Here is a 17,326-nt window from a genome sequence, read left to right as displayed (position 1 = left end):
GCGCCGCAAGCTGCGGACGGAACACCAGCGCGATCGCGGTAACCAGTAGCGCCGCGCCGAGCACGACCTGGATCAGCCGGCCCGCGCGCGGCGTGTCCATTCCGTAGCGATGCAGCAGGATCAGCGTGATGGTGGCCGCGGGCACGCTGCCGGCCGCGAGGCGCAGCGTGACCAGCCAGTCGACCGAGCCCTTCAGGCCGTGCACCAGCGTGCCGGTCGCCTTGGTGGCGGCCGCGTACAACAGGTCGGTGCCGACCGCGGTGGCAGGGTGCACGTTGAATAGCAGGACGAGGATCGGCGTCATCAGCGAGCCGCCGCCGACGCCCGTCAGCCCGACCAGAAAGCCGACGAACAGGCCGGAGACGGAGTACAGCAGATCGATGTGGGGAAGTGCCATTAAGCGGACAGCTGACGCAGCGCGGGTGAAGGGTTGGGCGGCAAGGCCGGCGGACGCGCCGGGCGGCTGGCGGCGGCGGTGTGCGGTGCGCTGCACGGCCGCGTCGGCCGACGCCTGAGCGGCGAAAGGCGCTATTGTCGCAAAACTGCCGCGCCCGCGTGCGGCACTTACTCAGGAGACCGCGTCGCGGCCGGTAACGGGCCGCGTTCGGTGGCTACGGCGCGGGTGCGCCGCATCGGGTGCGAGGCGCCGCTCAGAGCGCGCGGCGGATTTCGACGACGCCGAACGCCGCGAGCATGAGGCCGACCACGCGATCGATCGCGTGGCGCAGCCTGCTGCCGATCGCATGACGCGCGAGCGACACGATCGTCACCAGACAGCACCACCACGCGATCGAACCGGCGAACACGCCGCCGACCGTCGTCAGCGCGATGGCTGGCGAGAACGCGCCGCGCGGTGCGAGCGTCGTGAACAGCGCCGCGAACATGATGATGGTCTGCGGATTGGTCAGCGTCAGCAGCAGCGCGCTCGCGTACGCACGCAGTGCGCCGGCGCGGCCGATCTGCGCGAGCTTGCCATTGCTGTTGCCGTTGCCGTCGGCGCTTTCGGCGGGCGGTTTCTGCAGCAGTGCGCGCACGCCGAGATACAGCAGGAACAGGCCGGCGAGCAGATGCAGCGGACGGTCGTACGCGAGCATGAACTGCGAAATGCCGACGAGGCCGAGCGCGGCGATCAGCCCGTAGGCCGCGTCGCCGCTCGCGATGCCGAAGCCGATCGCGAGTCCCGCGCGCGGGCCGCCGGTCAGCGTGCGACGAATGCACAGCATGCCCATCGGGCCGACCGGCGCGGCGATCGCCAGCCCGACGCCTGCAGCGGTGGAAAACAAACTGGTGGTGGACATGAGCAGGTTCTCGAGCGGTTGTTCTGGTCGGAGCTGTCGCCTGCGGGCTGCGGGCGCACTCGCCAGCATAGCCAGACCGGAAATCGCGGGCAAGGGTGGAGGGTAAGACTCACCGCGCAATGACTCGCTTCAGCGGATCGTCCAGCATGGCGATAAAGCTAATATCGCCGCGTCGGTTACAACGGTTTTAGCCAGAGAAAAACAACAATGCCGCTGAGTTGTTCAACTGAACGGTATTGCAGCTCAATGCCGCCTTTTTTGATTTGTCGTTATATCGTAAAAAATCGTCAAAAAATGAGATGGCCAGAGCAATCGTTAATGTCTGTCAAGAAAGTTTTGTCTCAAATTATAGGGGGTGACCGCGCCTCTGTTTGCATGGTTAATTCGCCAGGTATTTTTCGGGAAATCAAAAGAGGTTATATGGTCATAGAGAGGTGGTGTAATGCCTGATGCGCTTTGAGCAGCAGTAACGACGAGATCGACCGCCTCTGCAGGACTGGTGAGCACGCATCAACTGCCGATATCGCTGTTTGCAGCCAAAGGAATTTCGAGCAAATTTACGCAAAATTGAATTCCACAATCAAATCGTTGGAAGCTGAGTTGAGCAAAGGCGATGTTGATTTGGAGGCCGATAACAATCCTGTCGCATTGCCTTACTTTGAGAATGGACAAAGGGCATGGGTCGAATATCGCGACAATCAGTGTTACGCTGAGACCTATTCATTAGGCGAAGCATCGATGCGTTATGTGACGTTTTGGGATTGCATGGCGCGCATAGCGAAAGAGCTGATAAGTGATCTTCAGAGCACTGAAGACTAAGGAAAGGCAACCGCGCCTCAAAAGAGTCGCCTCGCCTTGCGAGGCTTTCCATTCGAGCGTCAATTGCTTGTTCAACTGCTTGTTTCTGCCCGGCAAGCCGTGGTTATAGCCGCACCGCAAGTGACAGAAGCCCTCCACGGCCTTCCGCGATGAACCATAATTCCCCCACTCCCAACTCCCGAATCCGCTCCGCCGATGTGGCAAATCGATCAGGTCACGCTGCGCTTGTTCATCGCCGTGTGCGAGGAAGGCACGATCGCGCGCGCGGCGGAGCGCGAGTTCATCGCGCCGTCGGCGGTCAGCAAGCGGCTCGCCGATCTCGAAGCGCTCGTCGACGTTGCACTGCTGTCGCGCAGCCAGCGCGGCGTGCGCCCGACCGCCGCCGGCGAAGCGCTGTTGCGCCACGCGCGGCTCATCATGCGCGGCCACGAACGCCTGCAGGCCGAACTCAGCGAATATGCGGCCGGCGCGCGTGGCCATGTGCGGGTGCTGGCGAACGTATCGTCGATGGTGGAGTTTCTGCCCGAGGCGTTGTCCGCGTTTTTGCAGGCGAATCCGGCGATCCGGGTCGATGTCGAGGAGCGCGTCAGCGCGGACATCGTGCGCGGGCTCGAAGAGGGCGTCGCCGATCTGGGCATCTGTCGCGACACGGTGCCGCTCGGCAGTCTCGACACGCTGCCGTATCGCGCCGACCATCTGGCGCTGATCGTGCCGCGCGCGCATCCGCTCGCGGGTGAGACGCAGGTCGGCTTTGAGCAGACGCTCGGATTCGATCATCTGGGGCTCGCCTCGAATGCGTCGGTCAATGCGCTGATGCAGCGCATCGCGCTGGAGAAGGGCAGCGAGTTGAATTACCGCACCTATGTATCGACGTTCGATGCCGCCTACCGCTTCATCCAGGCGGGACTCGCGGTCGCGATCCTGCCGCGCGAGGCTCTGCCGCGCCATGCGGCCGACGAGTACGGCATCGTCGCCGTGCCCTTGCGCGAGGCGTGGGCCGAGCGGCGTTTTGTTATTTGCATGCGCGATCGCGCGGCGTTGACGCTGGCGGCCGCGCGTTTGCTCGAGCATTTACTGGGCGCCAGGTAAGACGGACAGCGCACCCGGTCACTCGCACCGACAGTCCCTGATACCTCCCGGGCGACGCCCTTCCTCACCTCTCCAGACAAACCCCTAAGCATTTCACCCAGGCGGGCGCGAAAGCCCGCCGCCTCGGCCTGGGCGGCCATCGCGAGCGGCGATGTCGGGCGTCGTCAATGCAGACTTTGCCGCGCGCCGGCACGCGGGCACGCTGTGATCCAGTTAGCGCATCACTTGTACCCAGCGGGTCTCCGAAACCCGCGTCCACATCCAGGATTCAAACCGATGAATGACGCCCGCGAGCGTGTCGTCGTGACCGAAGTCGGTCTGCGCGACGGTCTGCAAAGCATTGCCCGCATCATGTCCACCGACGACAAGCGCCGCTGGATCGACGCCGCGTATACGGCCGGCGTGCGCCATATGGAAGTCGCGTCGTTCGTGCCGGCGAGGCTGCTGCCGCAAATGGCCGACGCCGCCGCCGTCGTCGCGCACGCCCGTAGCTATGACGATCTGAGCGTCACGGCGCTCGTGCCGAACCTGAAGGGCGCGCTGCACGCGCTCGATGCCGGCGTACAGCGCATCGTCGTGCCGATTTCGGTGAGCGTCGCGCATAGCGTCGCGAACGTGCGCAAGACGCCCGCCGAGATGATCGATGCGTTCTCCGCGATGCGTGAGCTGATCGATCGCGCGTCTTCGGCTGGTGCTCGCCGCGTCGAGTTGATCGCCGGTTTGTCGACGGTGTTCGGCTGCACGCTGCAAGGCGCCGTGCCGTACGCGGATATCGCCGCGATCGCGCGCGCCGCGATGCAGTCCGGCGCCGACGTGATCGCGCTCGGTGACACGACCGGCGAGGCGACGCCGCGCCAGGTCGGCGAGGTGATCGAGCTAGTGCGCGACGTCGCGGGCAACAAACTGCGTTCGCTGCATTTCCACGACACGCGCGGCCTCGGTCTCGCCAACACGCTGGTCGCGCTGCAGCACGGGATTCGCGAGTTCGATGCGTCGCTGGCCGGTCTCGGCGGCTGTCCGCATGCGCCGGGTGCGACCGGCAACGTCAATGCCGAAGACCTCGTGTTCATGCTCGACAGCATGGGTTACGACACTGGTATCGACATCGCGCGGCTGCTCGCCTCGCGCGCGGTGCTCGCCCAGGCGCTGCCGGGCGAACCGCTGTATGGCTATCTCGCGCGAGCGGGATTGCCGAAGCAGTTCGCGCACGCGCAACCGGCCGCGCGCGAATCCGCCGGGTCCTCCGAATCTGTACGTGATTCCCATTGTTCCATTCCGCAGGTGCCGCAATGACTCCGCTTTCCTCCGCTACCTCCGCTTCGTCTTCGACGTCTTCGCCGCAGCCGGGCACGTTGCCGCTCGCGGGCATCCGCGTGATCGAGTTGTCGCATATGGTGATGGGCCCGACCTGCGGCATGATTCTCGGCGACCTCGGCGCCGAAGTGATCAAGGTCGAGCCGCCGCGCGGCGACAGCACACGCCGGCTGCTCGGCACCGGCGCGGGCTTTTTCCGCACCTTCAATCGCAACAAGAAAAGCGTCGCGCTCGATCTCGACAGCGAAGCCGGTCTCGCCGCGCTGAAGCAACTCGTCGATAGCGCCGACGTCTTCGTCGAAAACTTCAAACCCGGCCGCATGGCGAGTCTCGGCCTCGATTACGCGACGCTGCGCGAGCGCAATCCGAAGCTGATCTACGTGTCGCATAAGGGCTTTCTCAATGGTCCGTACGAACATCGTCTGGCGCTCGACGAAGTCGTGCAGATGATGGCGGGTCTCGCGTACATGACCGGGCCGGTGGGCCGTCCGCTGCGCGCGGGCAGCTCGGTCAACGACATCATGGGCGGCATGTTCGGCGCGATCGGCGTGCTGGCCGCGCTGCACGAGCGGCACGCGAGCGGCCGCGGCAAGGAGGTGCAGAGCGCGCTGTTCGAGAATTGCGTGCTGCTGAGTGCGCAGCACATGCAGCAGTTCGCGGCGACCGGCGTGGCCGCCGCGCCGATGCCCGAGCGCATCAGCGCCTGGGCCGTCTACGACGTGTTCACGCTCGCGCATGGCGAGCAGATGTTCATCGCCGCGACCGGCGACGCGCAGTGGCGCGCGCTGTGCGCGATTCTCGAGCGCGACGATCTGCTCGCCGATGCGCGCCTCGCGACCAACAACGACCGCGTGCTCGCGCGCGGCTGGCTACTGCAGACGCTCGGCGAAAGCCTGAGCCGTTTCGACGGCGCGACGCTTGTGCCGCTGTTCGAGCGCAATCACATTCCGTTCGCGTCGATCACGAAGCCCGAAGAACTGTTCGACGATCCGCACCTGAATGCGAGCGGCGGCCTCGTGCCGCTGACGCTCGACGACGGCAGCGAAACCGCGATGCCATTACTGCCGATTTCGCTCGACGGTGCGCGTCTCGGGCCGCGCCAGCCGATCGCGAAGATCGGCGAGCACACCGTCGACGTGCTGCGCGAACTCGGCTTCGACGACGCGCGGATCGCGGAACTGAGCGGTGCCGAGCAATCGCGGGCGCCGGGCGCGGCTGCATGAGCGGTTGCATGAACATCGTGCCGCGCCGCACCCGTTGCAACAGGCAATAAACCAAAAACTCTGGAGACGGACGATGAAATCGTCGAATCAGGCGATGTACGCCACTGCGCTCGGCGAGGCGGCCGGCGCGCTCGATGGCTCACCCACGGACGCGGGCGCCGATGCGTCAGCGCCGGACCGCGCCGGCGCGATCGCGCTCGATGGCGCGCGGATTTCAGCGCGGCTCGACCGGCTACCCGCGACCCGCACGATCTGGCAGCTCGTGATGCTGCTGAGCTTCGGCATGTTCTTCGAACTCTACGACCTGATGTACTCCGGCTACATCGCGCCGGGCCTCGTGCACAGCGGACTGCTCACCGCCACGACGCGCGGCTTGTTCGGCACGAGCGGCGTCGCGAGTTTCATCGCCGCGCTGTTCGCGGGCCTGTTCATCGGCACGGCGGCGTGCGGCTTTCTCGCCGACCGCTTCGGCCGCCGTGCGATCTTCACGTGGTCGCTGCTGTGGTATACGGCGGCCAACGTCGTGATGGCGTTCCAGCACACGGCGCTCGGCTTGAACTGCTGGCGCTTCATCGCGGGGATCGGCATCGGTGTCGAGATCGTCACGATCGGCGCGTATATCTCCGAACTCGTGCCGAAGCACATTCGCGGGCGCGCTTCGGCGTGTTCGCAGGCGGTCGGCTTCTGCGCGGTGCCGATCGTCGCGTTCCTGTCATATCTGCTGGTGCCGCAACGCGTGTTCGGTCTCGATGGCTGGCGTGTGGTCGTGCTGATCGGCGCGATTGGCGCGATCGTCGTGTGGTGGATTCGCAGGGGTTTGCCGGAGAGCCCGCGCTGGCTCGCGCAAAAGGGCCGCCTCGCAGAAGCCGACGCGGTGATGACGCGTCTCGAAGCACGCGTCGCGCGCGAGTATCAGCGCCAATGCGGCCTGCCGTTGCCCGAGCCCGCGCTGCCCGAACCGGTGCGCGCGCGGGCGGCGTTTCGCGATCTGCTGGTGCCGCCGTATCGCAAGCGCACGCTGATGCTGATCCTCTTTCACGTGTTCCAGACGATGGGCTACTACGGCTTCGCGAACTGGATTCCGACGCTGCTGATCAAGCAAGGCATTACGGTGACGACGAGTCTGATGTACGCGAGCATCATCGCGATTGCGGCGCCGCTCGGGCCGTTGCTGGGATTGCTGATCGCCGATCGCTTCGAGCGCAAGAGCGTCATCATCTGGATGGCGGCGGTCAACGTCGTGTGCGGACTCGCGTTCAGCCAGGCGCGCGAGACGGTGCTGCTCGTGAGTCTCGGCGTGTGCCTCGTGCTCGCGGGCAACATCATTTCGTACAGCTATCACGCGTACCAGGCCGAGCTGTTTCCGACCGGCATCCGGGCGCGCGCGGTGGGCTTCGTTTATTCGTGGAGCCGGATTTCGGCGATGTTCTCGGCGTTCGTGATCGCCGCCTGCCTCGGCCGCTTCGGCGTGAACGGTGTGTTCGTGTTCATCTCGGCGGCGATGGCGGTCGTCATGGTCGCGATCGGTACGCTGGGGCCGAAGACCCGCGATGTCGCGCTCGAGGATATTTCGAAGTAGCCCGGGTCTGACAGGCCTTAGGAGTCCTGGCGAGTCTCGTCGTTGCTCGACAGCCGGTCCGACACGTTGCCGAGGAGCAGCGCAAGCAGCACGACGCCGATCATCGCGAACAGGAACCCGCCGATCATCGTGGCAAGTATCAGCGTGATCCATGAAATGCCGTTCATGTGTGCGGTTCCAGCGCGTTGGTCGGGGGCATCGTAACCCGTTCAACATCACATCTATGTGCGCTTGCCCGCCGTAAGCCTGTCAGGCGACGCCGAACTATCGTCGCGACGTGCCATGACGCGGCGCGTTCTCGATGGTGTCACCGTCGTTGCGTAATGGGAAAGCGGACTTCGTTCGCTGTCCGCGACCATCCTTGCGAAGAACCTCATAGTGCATTTCCGCAAGCGGTTGGCGGAAATGCACCCGGCCGCACCCGATGTATTCCGCCATTGGCCCGCCTATTGCGGTGGCGCTAAAGTTGTCCGATATCCATGTTTCAGGTCTGAAACGTTAATCGCCGTCTTTATATTCCGTCCGTCAATAAAAATGATTTAAATAATTTTTTCTGGCGCGTTGAGTGCTTGTATTGAACGGTGGAATGGGCGGTCGCGCCGTGCTTGCGTCGATGGGTTACGGGAGCTTGCCGAGAAGCCGGGCTCACATGAGAGGGTGGAGTTTGTTCCACTCATCGCCGGCGATTTCCGGCAAAAAATCGCTTTTAAAATACGCTCTGCCAGGTGGATTAAGCGAAGACACGCCGTTTTTCGAGTAGCCTCGCAGTGTGCGCTGGCGTACGCATTCATTTTTTAAATTGCATTAAGATTCACGAGTGCATATTCAACCATATGCGGATAGACGATTAATCCATTGAAAAGACGGTCGTTTCGGTATTGAGCCGAATTGCACTGGCCGATCACGTAGTCATAGTGCCAATATGTCTGCACTTTCGGACATGGCGGCAGAGCGCCGGAGGTCGTCGCTATGATGCACTGCGCGGAGTTCGCATTGTGCGTGATCGTAAAAGGTGTAGTTGATCGTTTTCTGTCGAGAGGATGACTATGACCTGCGCGAGTCTCGAGTCTGCAATGCTGCGCTGGGTGCATGCGCCGAACAAGGGCGTGCGTCGTGTCGCGATTCTGTTGTTCAACGACTGCTCGCTGCAAGGAGCGGGAGTTATCGCCGAGGTGTTCCAGGCTGCCAACGAGCTCTCAACTTCCGGTTCGGGCGCGTGGCTGTACGACGTTTCGTTTTTATCCGCCGACGGCGGCATGGTGAGTTCGTCGTCGGGGTTGCGCGTATGGACCGACGGACTCGACGCGCGCCATTACGTCGGCTTCGATGCGCTCTATGTGGCGGGCGGCAAGGGCGCGGCGTCGGCGGCGCGCGATGAGCGGCTGCTCGGATGGCTGCGCCGGGTGCGCCGCAACACCTCGATGATCCGCTCGATCGCCGAAGGGCGCGCGGTGCTCGACGCGGCGGCGCTGCCCGAGGACAAGGATGGCAGCGACCTGCGCCAGCCAACTGTGGCGAGGAATGGTGCGGGCCCCGCAGAGCAGGGCGCCGTCGAACTGAGCGACCGGCTGGAATCGATGCGCAGTGCGCTCGCGATGATTAAGCGCGATCTGGGCAACGCGACCGCGCGCTCGGCTGCCGAACGGCTGCTGTCGGACTCGTGCACGAACCTCGCGCCGCTGCTCGGCGAGGACGGCGGCATGAGTCCCGGCGACAAGGTTCGCGCTGCGGCGCGCTGGCTGCAGGAAAACTGCCAGCAGGCGATTTCGATTGCGGATGCCGCGCAGTTCGCGGCGATGAGCGAGCGCAACTTCCTGCGTCGCTTCAAGATGGAAATGGGTATCACGCCGTCGAGTTTCCTGTTGCACGAGCGCCTCGCGGTGACGTGCAGCCTATTGACCGAATCGGAACTGCCGGTCGACAAGATCGCCCGTCGCACCGGGATGGGCAACGGCGACCGGCTCGCGAAAGTGTTTCGCAAGCGGATGAGGATTTCGCCGACCGAGTTCAGGATTCAAAGCCGCCGCATGGCGGGCGAGTAGCGCCGACGGAGCCAGCCCGGTCACCGCGCAGTGCAGGCGGGGCCGGTCCGTTGTTCGTTGTACCTTGCAGACCGATGAGGATTCCAGACATGTTGACGCAGGCAGGTGTGAGCGCCCGATCCGTCGAGCCGAACGGCGCAAGCGCCGGGGTTGCTGGCGCGCGCTGCGCGCACATCGTCCCGGTCATTCTCGCGGGCGGCTCGGGCACGCGGCTTTGGCCGGTGTCGCGCGAAAACTTTCCGAAGCAGCTGATCGACGTGGTCGGCTCCGACTCGCTGCTGCAGGCGACCGCGCGGCGGCTCGAGGGCTTCCCGGCGGGCTGGAGCGTCGACGCATCGCCGATCGTCGTGTGCGGCGAGGAGCATCGCTTCGTGATCGCCGAACAGTTGCATGAAAACGGCGTCGACGCGCGTCTGATCGTCGAGCCTGCGCGCCGTGACACGGCGCCAGCGCTGACACTCGCGGCCTCGCTCGCGTGCGCCGCCGGCGACGACGCGATCCTGATCGTGATGCCGGCCGATCACGCGATTGCCGACGTGCCCGCGCTGCAGCGCGCACTGGCGTGCGCGGCGCACCACGCGAGCGAGGGCGCGATCGCGACGCTCGGCGTGCCGCCGACGCGTCCCGACACCGGCTTCGGCTATATCCGCATCGGCGCGGCTTTGGCCGCTGGCGGCCACGCGATCGACGGCTTCGTCGAGAAGCCCGCCGAGGAAATCGCGCGGCAATACCTGACGGCAGGCACGTACTGGTGGAATAGCGGCATCTTCATCGTGCGCGCGCGCGTGTGGCTCGACACGCTCGCGTCGCTGCGGCCCGACATGCATGCGCCGTGCACGAGCGCGTTCGCGAGCGGCAAGCAGGACGGCGACGTGTTCCGGCCGTCGCACGACGCGTTCCTCGACGTGCCCGCCGATTCGATCGACTACGCGGTGATGGAGCGCCTGACCGAACCGCCGCCGGCAGAAGGCGACAGCGCGAGCAACGCTGAAACGCAAGGCGCGGCGCAGAGCGAGACGCAAGCGCGAAGCCCGGCCGCAGACATGCCGCCCGGCGTCGTGATCCCGCTCGAAGCCGGCTGGTCCGACCTCGGTTCGTGGGACGCGGTATGGGCCGCGATGGAAAAGGACCCGAACGGCAATGCCGGGCGCGGCCGCGTGACGTTCGAAGGCGCGGTGTCCTGCTATGCGCATTCGGAAGGGCGGCTCGTCGCGTGCGTCGGCACGGCCAACGTCGTCGTGGTCGAGACCGCCGACGCGGTGCTCGTGGTGGATCGCTCGCATGTGCAGGACGTCAAGGGGCTCGTGTCGCGCATCAAGGCGCAGCACGCGCCGGAGGCCGACGCGCACCGCAAGGTGCGGCGCCCGTGGGGCTTTTACGACTCGATCGATCGCGGCGAGCGCTTCCAGGTCAAGCGCATCGTCGTGACGCCCGGCGCGAAGCTGTCATTGCAACTGCATCATCACCGCGCCGAGCATTGGGTGGTCGTGCGCGGCACTGCGCTCGTCACGCGCGGCGAAGAGCAGTTCCTGCTCAGCGAAAACGAATCGACCTACATTCCGCTCGGCACGCGTCACCGGCTGGAAAACCCGGGCAGGGTGCCGCTCGAAATCATCGAAATTCAGTCGGGTACCTATCTCGGCGAAGACGACATCGTGAGGTTTGACGACAACTACGGCCGCTGCCCGTAGGCAGCCCATGTACACCCTTTTTGCGTACAGGAAGGCAGAACGAGGTAAGGAAAATGCGCAAGTTTCAGGATCTGCTCGCGCGGATTTTCGATGTCGCTTTGGTATTGGCGGGTGCGACCGTGGCGTCGCGGATCCGCTTCGACTATCTCGGCCAGTCGGGTTTCTACTGGGCGCTGGTGATGTTTTCGGCTGCGTTCGCGCTCGCGATCTTCCCCGCGTTCGGGGTGTACGAATCATGGCGCGGCCGCTCGAAGCTCGGGCTCGCCGGGCAGGTGTCGCTCGCGTGGCTGATCGTGCAGGCCTGCGCGCTCGTGCTGATGTACTCGCTGCATCGCATCGATATCGTGTCGCGGCTGTGGTTCTCGTACTGGACCGCGACGACGGGCGGCCTGCTGATCGCGAATCGGGTAATTGCGCACGCGGTGCTCGCGCGGGCGCGCGGCGCGGGAATGAACCTGCATCAGGTCGCGATCGTCGGCAGCGGCTCGCAGTGCGATGCGATCCTGCGCCGCATCGAGTCGGCGCCGAGCGCGGGCTTTCGCGCGACCGCCGTCTACAACACGCGCCCGGACGACTCCGGCGTGACGAATCCGCGTGTGCCGGTGTTCGATCGCGTCGATCTATTGGCCAACTACATTCGCACTAACGATGTGCACGAGCTATGGCTGATGCTGTCGCTGTCCGAAGAGCCGCTGATCTGCGCGCTGATCGACGAGTTCCGCGACGACCTCGTGAATATCCGCTTCATGCCGGACGTGCGCAGCCATTCGCTGTTCGAAGGCAGCGGCGTGGTCGATCTGCTCGGCGTGCCGGCGATCAATCTGGTCGCCTCGCCGCTGTCGGCCAACGCGATGCTGAAGAAGGAAATTTTCGACCGGCTGTTCGCGGCGACCGCGATCGTGGCCCTCGCGCCGCTGCTCGTTTGCATCGCGATCGCGGTGAAGCTCTCGTCGCGCGGACCGGTGCTGTTCAAACAGAAGCGCAAGGGCGCGGACGGCCGCGTGTTTACGATCTACAAGTTCCGCTCGATGCGCGTGCATACCGAAGCGAAGGGCACCTTGAGCCAGGCGACGCGCAACGACAAGCGCGTGACGAAAGTGGGCGCGTTTTTGCGCCGCACGAGCCTCGACGAGCTGCCGCAATTTTTCAACGTGTTGCGTGGCGACATGTCGGTCGTAGGACCGCGTCCCCATGCACTCGAGCACGACGACCTCTATCAGAAGGTGGTCGCGGGCTATATCAATCGCTACCGGATCAAACCGGGAATCACGGGCTGGGCGCAGATCAACGGCTTCCGTGGCGAAACCGACCGCATCGAGAAGATGGAGCGTCGCGTCGAACATGACCTGTACTACCTGGGTCACTGGTCGTTCGCACTCGATATGCGGATCATCGGCGCGACGATTGTCGCCGGACTGGTGCATCGAAACGCTTATTAGAAAGTCATAACAACGCCTCGGGGCGAAGGAGTAAAGATCATGAGCTCACTTGGTTTTCGCACAGGAAGTCTTGTGGTTTTCGCTAGTGCGGCAGTATTGCTTTCCGGATGCCAAATCGTGCCGGGACAACGGATGATCACGCCGGCCGGGATTCAGGACACGGGTGGCGAATTCAGTACCGAAGCTTCGCAGCAGAAGCAGATTCCGATCACCGATATCAATCTGGAACTGCTGAGGAAGATTGGTGCCGATCAGAAGGCTTCCCAACTTCCGCCGGAGACGGCGGGGCTGTTCGGCAAGCCGGCGCCTTACAAGCTGGGCCCTGGCGACGTGCTGCAGATCGTCGTGTGGGATCACCCGGAACTCGCGGCCGCTCTGGGCCAGCCGCCGAGCAATTCGCGCCCTAGCGATGCGATGCCGGGCTTCCTGATCGATGAAACCGGCGACATCCAGTTTCCGTATGCGGGCACACTGCACGTCGTGGGCAAGACCGTCTCGCAGATCCAGCGCGAATTGAATCAGCGTTTGAGCAAGGTGTACCAGAAGCCTGAGATAACGGTGCGCGTCGCGTCGTTCCGTAACGCGACGGTCTATGTCGATGGCGAAGTGCGCACGCCGGGCACGCAATCGATCAACGACGTCCCGATGTCGCTGACGAACGCGATCGGCCTGGGCGGCGGCTTCACCACGACCGCGGATCGCAGCCGCGTCGATCTGATCCGCAACGGCACGACCTATAGGCTGAACATCGACGACCTCGTCAAACGCGGCCGCAATCCGTCGGAAATCTATCTGCAGCCGGGCGATACCGTGCGCGTGAACGCGCGCGAAGACAGCGGCGTCTACGTGATGGGCGAAGTCAACAAGCCGGCCACGGTGCTGCCGCTGCGCAACGGTTCGCTGACGCTGTCGCAGGCGATCTCCGACGGCGGCAGCTTCGACTCGAACACGGCCTCGGGGCAGCAACTGTTCGTGATCCGCAATTCGACCAGCGAGTCGCCGCAGATCTATCACCTCGATGCGACCTCGCCGGTGGCGATGCTGCTCGCGAACCAGTTCGAGCTGCAGCCGAAGGACATCGTGTACGTCGGCCAGGGCGGTCTCGTTCGCTTCAACCGCGTGCTGAACCTGCTGTTGCCGGCGATCAACGCGGCGGTGACGGGAGTCGTCGTGTCGAAGTGACGCAGGTGTGACGCGATATCTGAACCGGCAGGCCTTGTTGGGTGAAAAACATGGCAATCAATTACGAAAATCGCTACGCCGGCGTGTATGAACCGGGGCAGTTGCATCTGTCGGACTACGTGCGCACGGTCGTGCGCGGTTGGCGCACGATCCTCATCGTGACGCTGATCGCGCTCGCGCTCGGTAGCGCGTACGCGTTCCTCACGCCGCCGGTCTATCGTTCGGACGTGCTGTTTCACGTTCAGGACAGGACGGCGAACGCGGCGAACGTCAATGCGAACGGCCGGGATGCGGCATCGCCGCTTCCCGGCGCGTACGATTCGAAGCCGTCGACCGCGGCGCAGATCGAGCTTTTGAAGTCGCGTCTCGTCACTGAGGAAGCGGTCCGCGCGCTGCACCTCGACATCACGGCGAAGCCGCGTTATCTGCCGGTGATCGGCAGCAAGATCGCGGGACTCGTGAACGGGCACTGGTGGTTCCGGCTGCCGTCGTTCATCAACCTGCGCGGCTTCGCGTGGGGCAACGAGAGCATCGCGGTGTCGCGCTTCGACGTGTCGAAGGACCTGTATGGCGAGACCTTCACGCTGATTGCGGGCGCCGGCAACACCTTCATGCTGCGCGATCCTCACGGCAGCGCGATTCTGTCGGGGCGCGTCGGCGAGACCGTGCGGACCGACACCGCGGTCGGGCCGATCACGCTGCACGTCGACACACTGGTCGGCGCACCGGGCTCGCGTTTCGAACTGACGCGCGCTTCGACGCTCGGCACGGTGGAGCGTCTGGCGAAGACGATGGTCGTGCAGGAGACGGCCGAGGACTCCGGCGTGATCCGCGTGAGCCTCGAAGGCGCCGATCCGGCGCTGACCGCGGCGATCGTCAACAACGTGGCGCGCCAGTTCGTGCGTCAGGATCTGGCGAGCCGTTCGAGCGAGTCCGATCACACGCTCGCGTATCTCGAGCAGCAACTGCCCGCCGCGCGCAAGGCGCTCGACGATGCGGAAGAGCGCTACGGCAAGTTCCGCAATACCCATGGCACCGTCGATCTCGGCGAGGAAAGCAAGCTGCTGCTGCAGCAGATCGTCGACAACAAGACGAAGCTGCTCGATTTGCAGCAGCAGCGCGCGGAGCTATTGCAGAAGTTCACGCCGAACCATCCGACGGTCGCCGCGCTCGATGCGCAGATCGCCGCGTTGCAGGGCGCACAGAGCACGATGAACCGCAGCGTTTCGACGATGCCCGACACCGAGCAGACCGCGCTGCGTCTGCAGCGCGACGTGCACGTGAACACCGATCTGTACACGAACCTGCTCAACAGCGTGCAGCGGCTGCGGGTGGCGCAGGCCGGGCAGGTGGGCGGCGTGCGCGTGGTGGACTTCGCCGAAACGCCCGACGATCCGGTGCGGCCGAAGCGCATGCTGGTGATCTTGATGTCGCTCGGCGGCGGCCTCGTGCTCGGCTTGCTGCTGGTGTTCCTGAAGCGCGCGATGCGCGGCGGCGTGGAGCGCCCGGACGAACTCGAGGGGATGCTCGGCGTGCCGGTATTCGCGGTGGTGCCGCGCAGCCGGACGCAATTGCGCCTGCAGGAAAAGGTGTCGCTGCGCCAGCGCGGGCAGCATGTGCTCGCGCAGCAGGCGCCCGAGGACCTCGCGGTGGAAGGCGTGCGCAATCTGCGCACGTCGCTGCAGTTGTCGCTCGATCATGCGGCCAATAACGTCGTGATGATCACCGGCTCGCGGCCCGATGCGGGCAAGTCGTTCCTGTCGGTGAATCTGGCGACGCTGGTCGCGTCGGCGAACAAGCGCGTGCTGATCATCGACGGCGACATGCGGCGCGGCGACGTGCATTCGCATTTCGGCGTCAGCCATCGGCCGGGACTGTCCGACGTGCTGTGCGGCGGCGATCTTAACGCGATGATCCAGCGCGACGTGCTGCCCGGCCTCGACGTGCTCGCGAAAGGCACGCTGCCCTCGCACCCGGCCGAACTGCTGATGAGCCGACGCTTCGAGGCGATGCTCGAGCTGCTGAAGCCGCAATACGACGTCGTGATCATCGATACGCCGCCGGTGCTCGCCGTGACCGATTCGACGCTGATCGGCAAATACGCGGCGACGTCGCTGCTCGTCGTGCGGCATGGGCGTCAGCCGCTGCACGAGATCATCGAAACCGCCAAACGCCTGCGTAACGGTGGCGTCGGCTTGCGCGGCGTGCTGCTCACCGACGTGCCGCAGGAAGCCGCGTTCCTCGGCTCGGGGTATCAGGGCGGCTATTACGGCTACGACAGCATCGTCGGCTGACACGGCCGACCGCGCGGCGCATCTCTCGGGGCGCCGGGCGGGCGGGCGTGATTGGCGGCATCTTTGTGCCGCCATCTCGCGGGATCCCTCGCAGTCCTTCGCTCAGTGGTGGCGCAGCAGATCGCGCAATGCGCGCGACTCTTCCGCCGTCGGCTGCATGGTCTGCCACGCCGACTCGTTCGACGCGAGCGCGGCGAGCCGCTGCGCGGCCCTGCTGCTCGAATCGATCCGCAACGCTTCGTTGGCGTTGCGCGACGCGCACTCCCAATGTCCGACGTTGCCGCAGCCGCGCGCGAGACTCAGCAACGCGTCGCGCTGCTGCTCTAGCGTGCTCACCTGGGCGCGCATGCGGCGCGCGTCGCGATTATTGGGCTGCGCGGTGATGGCCGCCGCGATGCGCACTTTGGTCGCCGACAGATTGCCTCGTTGCAGGTAGCCGCGCGCGGCGATCAGATTGCGCTCTGCATCGGCGCGCTGTTTGTCGGCTAGCGTGAGCGGGGCGGCCATCGTGTCGGTGTTGCTGCTGGGGTTGGTGTTGATCGACGCGACCGCCGTACCGCGCGGCGTGGGCGCGGCGACGGCCGCGCTCGATTTCGGCGTTGGTGCTGCGGTGGGTGCGGTCGTGACGACGAGTGGAGACGATGGCACGACGGGCGGCGTGGTCGCAACGACTGGCGTTGACGGTCGCGCTGGGACGGGTGCGGTCGCGACTACGGGTGGTGATGAGCGCGCTACGGTGGGCGTGGTCGCCTCGACGGGCGGTGACGAGCGCGTCACGGTGGGTGGTGAGGATGGCGCGACGGTCGGCGCGGTCGCCACGACGGGCGGTGACGAACGCGTCACGGTAGGCACGGACGCGACGACGGGCGGTGCCGATCGCGCTACGGTGTGCGCGGACGCCGCGACGGGCGGTGCCGATCGCGCTACGGTGTGCGCGGACGCCGCGACGGGCGGCGCCGATCGCGTCACGGTAAGCGGGGACGCGACGACGGTCGGTGCCGTGCGCGCCACTGTTGGCGCGGTCGCCATGACGGGCGGTGGGGATGGCGCGACGGTCGGCGTCGATCGCGTTAGGGTCGGCGCGGTCGTCACGGCGGGCGGTGAGGATGGCGCGGCGGTCGGCGTGGTCGCCACAACGGTCGGGGACGACCGCGTCATGGTTGGCGCGGTCGCCGTGAGGGGCGGTGAGGTTGCTGCGACGGTCGGCGCCGTCGCAACGATGGGCGACGAGGATGGCGCCACGTTCGGCGCCGCCGCCACGACTGGCGTTGACGAGCGCACTACGGTAGGCCCGTTCGAAACGACGGACGATGCCGAGGGCGCCACGGCAGGCGCGGTCGCCACGACCTGTGGCGC

At 65.3% G+C, this 17,326-nt stretch carries 14 protein-coding genes and 1 pseudogene; 11 read left to right on the top strand and 4 right to left on the bottom strand.

Features of this window, described 5'->3' with window-relative positions:
- A partial coding sequence (locus AB3X89_RS37260; protein WP_368587675.1) for a TSUP family transporter occupies positions 1-397 on the bottom strand: 397 nt, incomplete at its 3' end.
- 253 nt (positions 398-650) lie between these two features.
- Positions 651-1,298 carry a LysE family translocator gene (locus AB3X89_RS37255; protein WP_368587674.1) on the bottom strand — a complete coding sequence of 216 codons (648 nt, stop codon included), beginning with the start codon at positions 1,296-1,298 and terminating at the stop codon, positions 651-653.
- A 456-nt stretch (positions 1,299-1,754) separates the two neighbouring features.
- Here AB3X89_RS37255 and AB3X89_RS37250 point away from each other — a divergent pair, with 456 nt between their 5' ends.
- From AB3X89_RS37250 to AB3X89_RS37230, 5 genes are all read left to right on the top strand, one after another.
- Positions 1,755-2,117: a lysozyme inhibitor LprI family protein gene (locus AB3X89_RS37250; RefSeq protein ID WP_368587673.1), complete on the top strand. Its 363-nt coding sequence runs from the start codon at positions 1,755-1,757 to the stop codon at positions 2,115-2,117.
- A gap of 195 nt (positions 2,118-2,312) precedes the next feature.
- Positions 2,313-3,206: a LysR family transcriptional regulator gene (locus AB3X89_RS37245; RefSeq protein WP_368587672.1), complete on the top strand. Its 894-nt coding sequence runs from the start codon at positions 2,313-2,315 to the stop codon at positions 3,204-3,206.
- Between the two features lie 276 nt (positions 3,207-3,482).
- Complete coding sequence (locus AB3X89_RS37240) at positions 3,483-4,499, top strand: hydroxymethylglutaryl-CoA lyase (protein ID WP_368587671.1); 1,017 nt, start codon at positions 3,483-3,485, stop codon at positions 4,497-4,499.
- The gene (locus tag AB3X89_RS37235) at positions 4,496-5,743 is read left to right on the top strand and encodes a CaiB/BaiF CoA transferase family protein (RefSeq protein ID WP_368587670.1); all 1,248 of its coding nucleotides are present in this window, start codon (positions 4,496-4,498) and stop codon (positions 5,741-5,743) included. The genes AB3X89_RS37240 and AB3X89_RS37235 overlap by 4 nt, the downstream gene beginning before the upstream one ends.
- A 73-nt stretch (positions 5,744-5,816) precedes the next feature.
- On the top strand, positions 5,817-7,322 hold the full coding sequence (locus AB3X89_RS37230) for an MFS transporter (RefSeq protein WP_368587669.1): 1,506 nt from the start codon (positions 5,817-5,819) through the stop codon (positions 7,320-7,322).
- Between the two features lie 17 nt (positions 7,323-7,339).
- Here AB3X89_RS37230 and AB3X89_RS37225 read toward each other — a convergent pair whose 3' ends face one another.
- Positions 7,340-7,489, bottom strand: a complete 150-nt coding sequence (locus AB3X89_RS37225) for a hypothetical protein (protein ID WP_176109418.1) — start codon at positions 7,487-7,489, stop codon at positions 7,340-7,342.
- A gap of 879 nt (positions 7,490-8,368) precedes the next feature.
- On the opposite strand from AB3X89_RS37225, the gene AB3X89_RS37220 reads away from it, so the two are divergent.
- The 5 genes from AB3X89_RS37220 to AB3X89_RS37200 all read left to right on the top strand — a co-directional run bounded on the left by AB3X89_RS37220 (position 8,369) and on the right by AB3X89_RS37200 (position 15,970).
- Positions 8,369-9,364, top strand: coding sequence for a GlxA family transcriptional regulator (locus AB3X89_RS37220; RefSeq protein ID WP_368587676.1), 996 nt, complete (start codon positions 8,369-8,371; stop codon positions 9,362-9,364).
- An 89-nt stretch (positions 9,365-9,453) separates the two neighbouring features.
- Entirely contained in the window at positions 9,454-11,055 is a 1,602-nt protein-coding gene (locus tag AB3X89_RS37215) for a sugar phosphate nucleotidyltransferase (RefSeq protein ID WP_368587668.1), read from the top strand.
- 53 nt (positions 11,056-11,108) lie between these two features.
- Positions 11,109-12,494, top strand: a complete 1,386-nt coding sequence (locus AB3X89_RS37210; RefSeq protein WP_368587667.1) for an undecaprenyl-phosphate glucose phosphotransferase — start codon at positions 11,109-11,111, stop codon at positions 12,492-12,494.
- Positions 12,495-12,533: 39 nt separating this feature from the next.
- Entirely contained in the window at positions 12,534-13,676 is a 1,143-nt protein-coding gene (locus tag AB3X89_RS37205) for a polysaccharide biosynthesis/export family protein (protein ID WP_368587666.1), read from the top strand.
- A gap of 50 nt (positions 13,677-13,726) precedes the next feature.
- Complete coding sequence (locus AB3X89_RS37200) at positions 13,727-15,970, top strand: polysaccharide biosynthesis tyrosine autokinase (protein ID WP_368587665.1); 2,244 nt, start codon at positions 13,727-13,729, stop codon at positions 15,968-15,970.
- A gap of 102 nt (positions 15,971-16,072) precedes the next feature.
- On the opposite strand, the gene AB3X89_RS37195 is transcribed toward AB3X89_RS37200, so the two are convergent.
- Positions 16,073-16,477 (bottom strand): hypothetical protein, encoded by a 405-nt coding sequence (locus AB3X89_RS37195; RefSeq protein ID WP_368587664.1) that lies wholly within the window; start codon positions 16,475-16,477, stop codon positions 16,073-16,075.
- Here AB3X89_RS37195 and AB3X89_RS37190 point away from each other — a divergent pair.
- A pseudogene (locus AB3X89_RS37190) lies at positions 16,461-17,326 on the top strand (hypothetical protein); the annotation flags it as partial. The gene AB3X89_RS37195 and the pseudogene AB3X89_RS37190 sit on opposite strands and share 17 nt — an antisense overlap.

Source organism: Paraburkholderia sp. BR14320 (assembly GCF_040948665.1).
In the GTDB taxonomy this organism is placed as follows: Bacteria; Pseudomonadota; Gammaproteobacteria; order Burkholderiales; family Burkholderiaceae; genus Paraburkholderia; species Paraburkholderia youngii.
Note: the sequence above shows the minus strand (reverse complement) of the source record. Positions and strands in the feature narration are given on the sequence as shown.

Coding starts and splice junctions, on each gene's coding strand:
- AB3X89_RS37255 (WP_368587674.1), bottom strand. CDS start 1,298: ATGTCCACCACCAGTTTGTTTTCCACCGCTGCAGGCGTCGGGCTGGCG.
- AB3X89_RS37245 (WP_368587672.1), top strand. CDS start 2,313: ATGTGGCAAATCGATCAGGTCACGCTGCGCTTGTTCATCGCCGTGTGC.
- AB3X89_RS37240 (WP_368587671.1), top strand. CDS start 3,483: ATGAATGACGCCCGCGAGCGTGTCGTCGTGACCGAAGTCGGTCTGCGC.
- AB3X89_RS37235 (WP_368587670.1), top strand. CDS start 4,496: ATGACTCCGCTTTCCTCCGCTACCTCCGCTTCGTCTTCGACGTCTTCG.
- AB3X89_RS37230 (WP_368587669.1), top strand. CDS start 5,817: ATGAAATCGTCGAATCAGGCGATGTACGCCACTGCGCTCGGCGAGGCG.
- AB3X89_RS37225 (WP_176109418.1), bottom strand. CDS start 7,489: ATGAACGGCATTTCATGGATCACGCTGATACTTGCCACGATGATCGGC.
- AB3X89_RS37220 (WP_368587676.1), top strand. CDS start 8,369: ATGACCTGCGCGAGTCTCGAGTCTGCAATGCTGCGCTGGGTGCATGCG.
- AB3X89_RS37215 (WP_368587668.1), top strand. CDS start 9,454: ATGTTGACGCAGGCAGGTGTGAGCGCCCGATCCGTCGAGCCGAACGGC.
- AB3X89_RS37210 (WP_368587667.1), top strand. CDS start 11,109: ATGCGCAAGTTTCAGGATCTGCTCGCGCGGATTTTCGATGTCGCTTTG.
- AB3X89_RS37205 (WP_368587666.1), top strand. CDS start 12,534: ATGAGCTCACTTGGTTTTCGCACAGGAAGTCTTGTGGTTTTCGCTAGT.
- AB3X89_RS37200 (WP_368587665.1), top strand. CDS start 13,727: ATGGCAATCAATTACGAAAATCGCTACGCCGGCGTGTATGAACCGGGG.
- AB3X89_RS37195 (WP_368587664.1), bottom strand. CDS start 16,477: ATGGCCGCCCCGCTCACGCTAGCCGACAAACAGCGCGCCGATGCAGAG.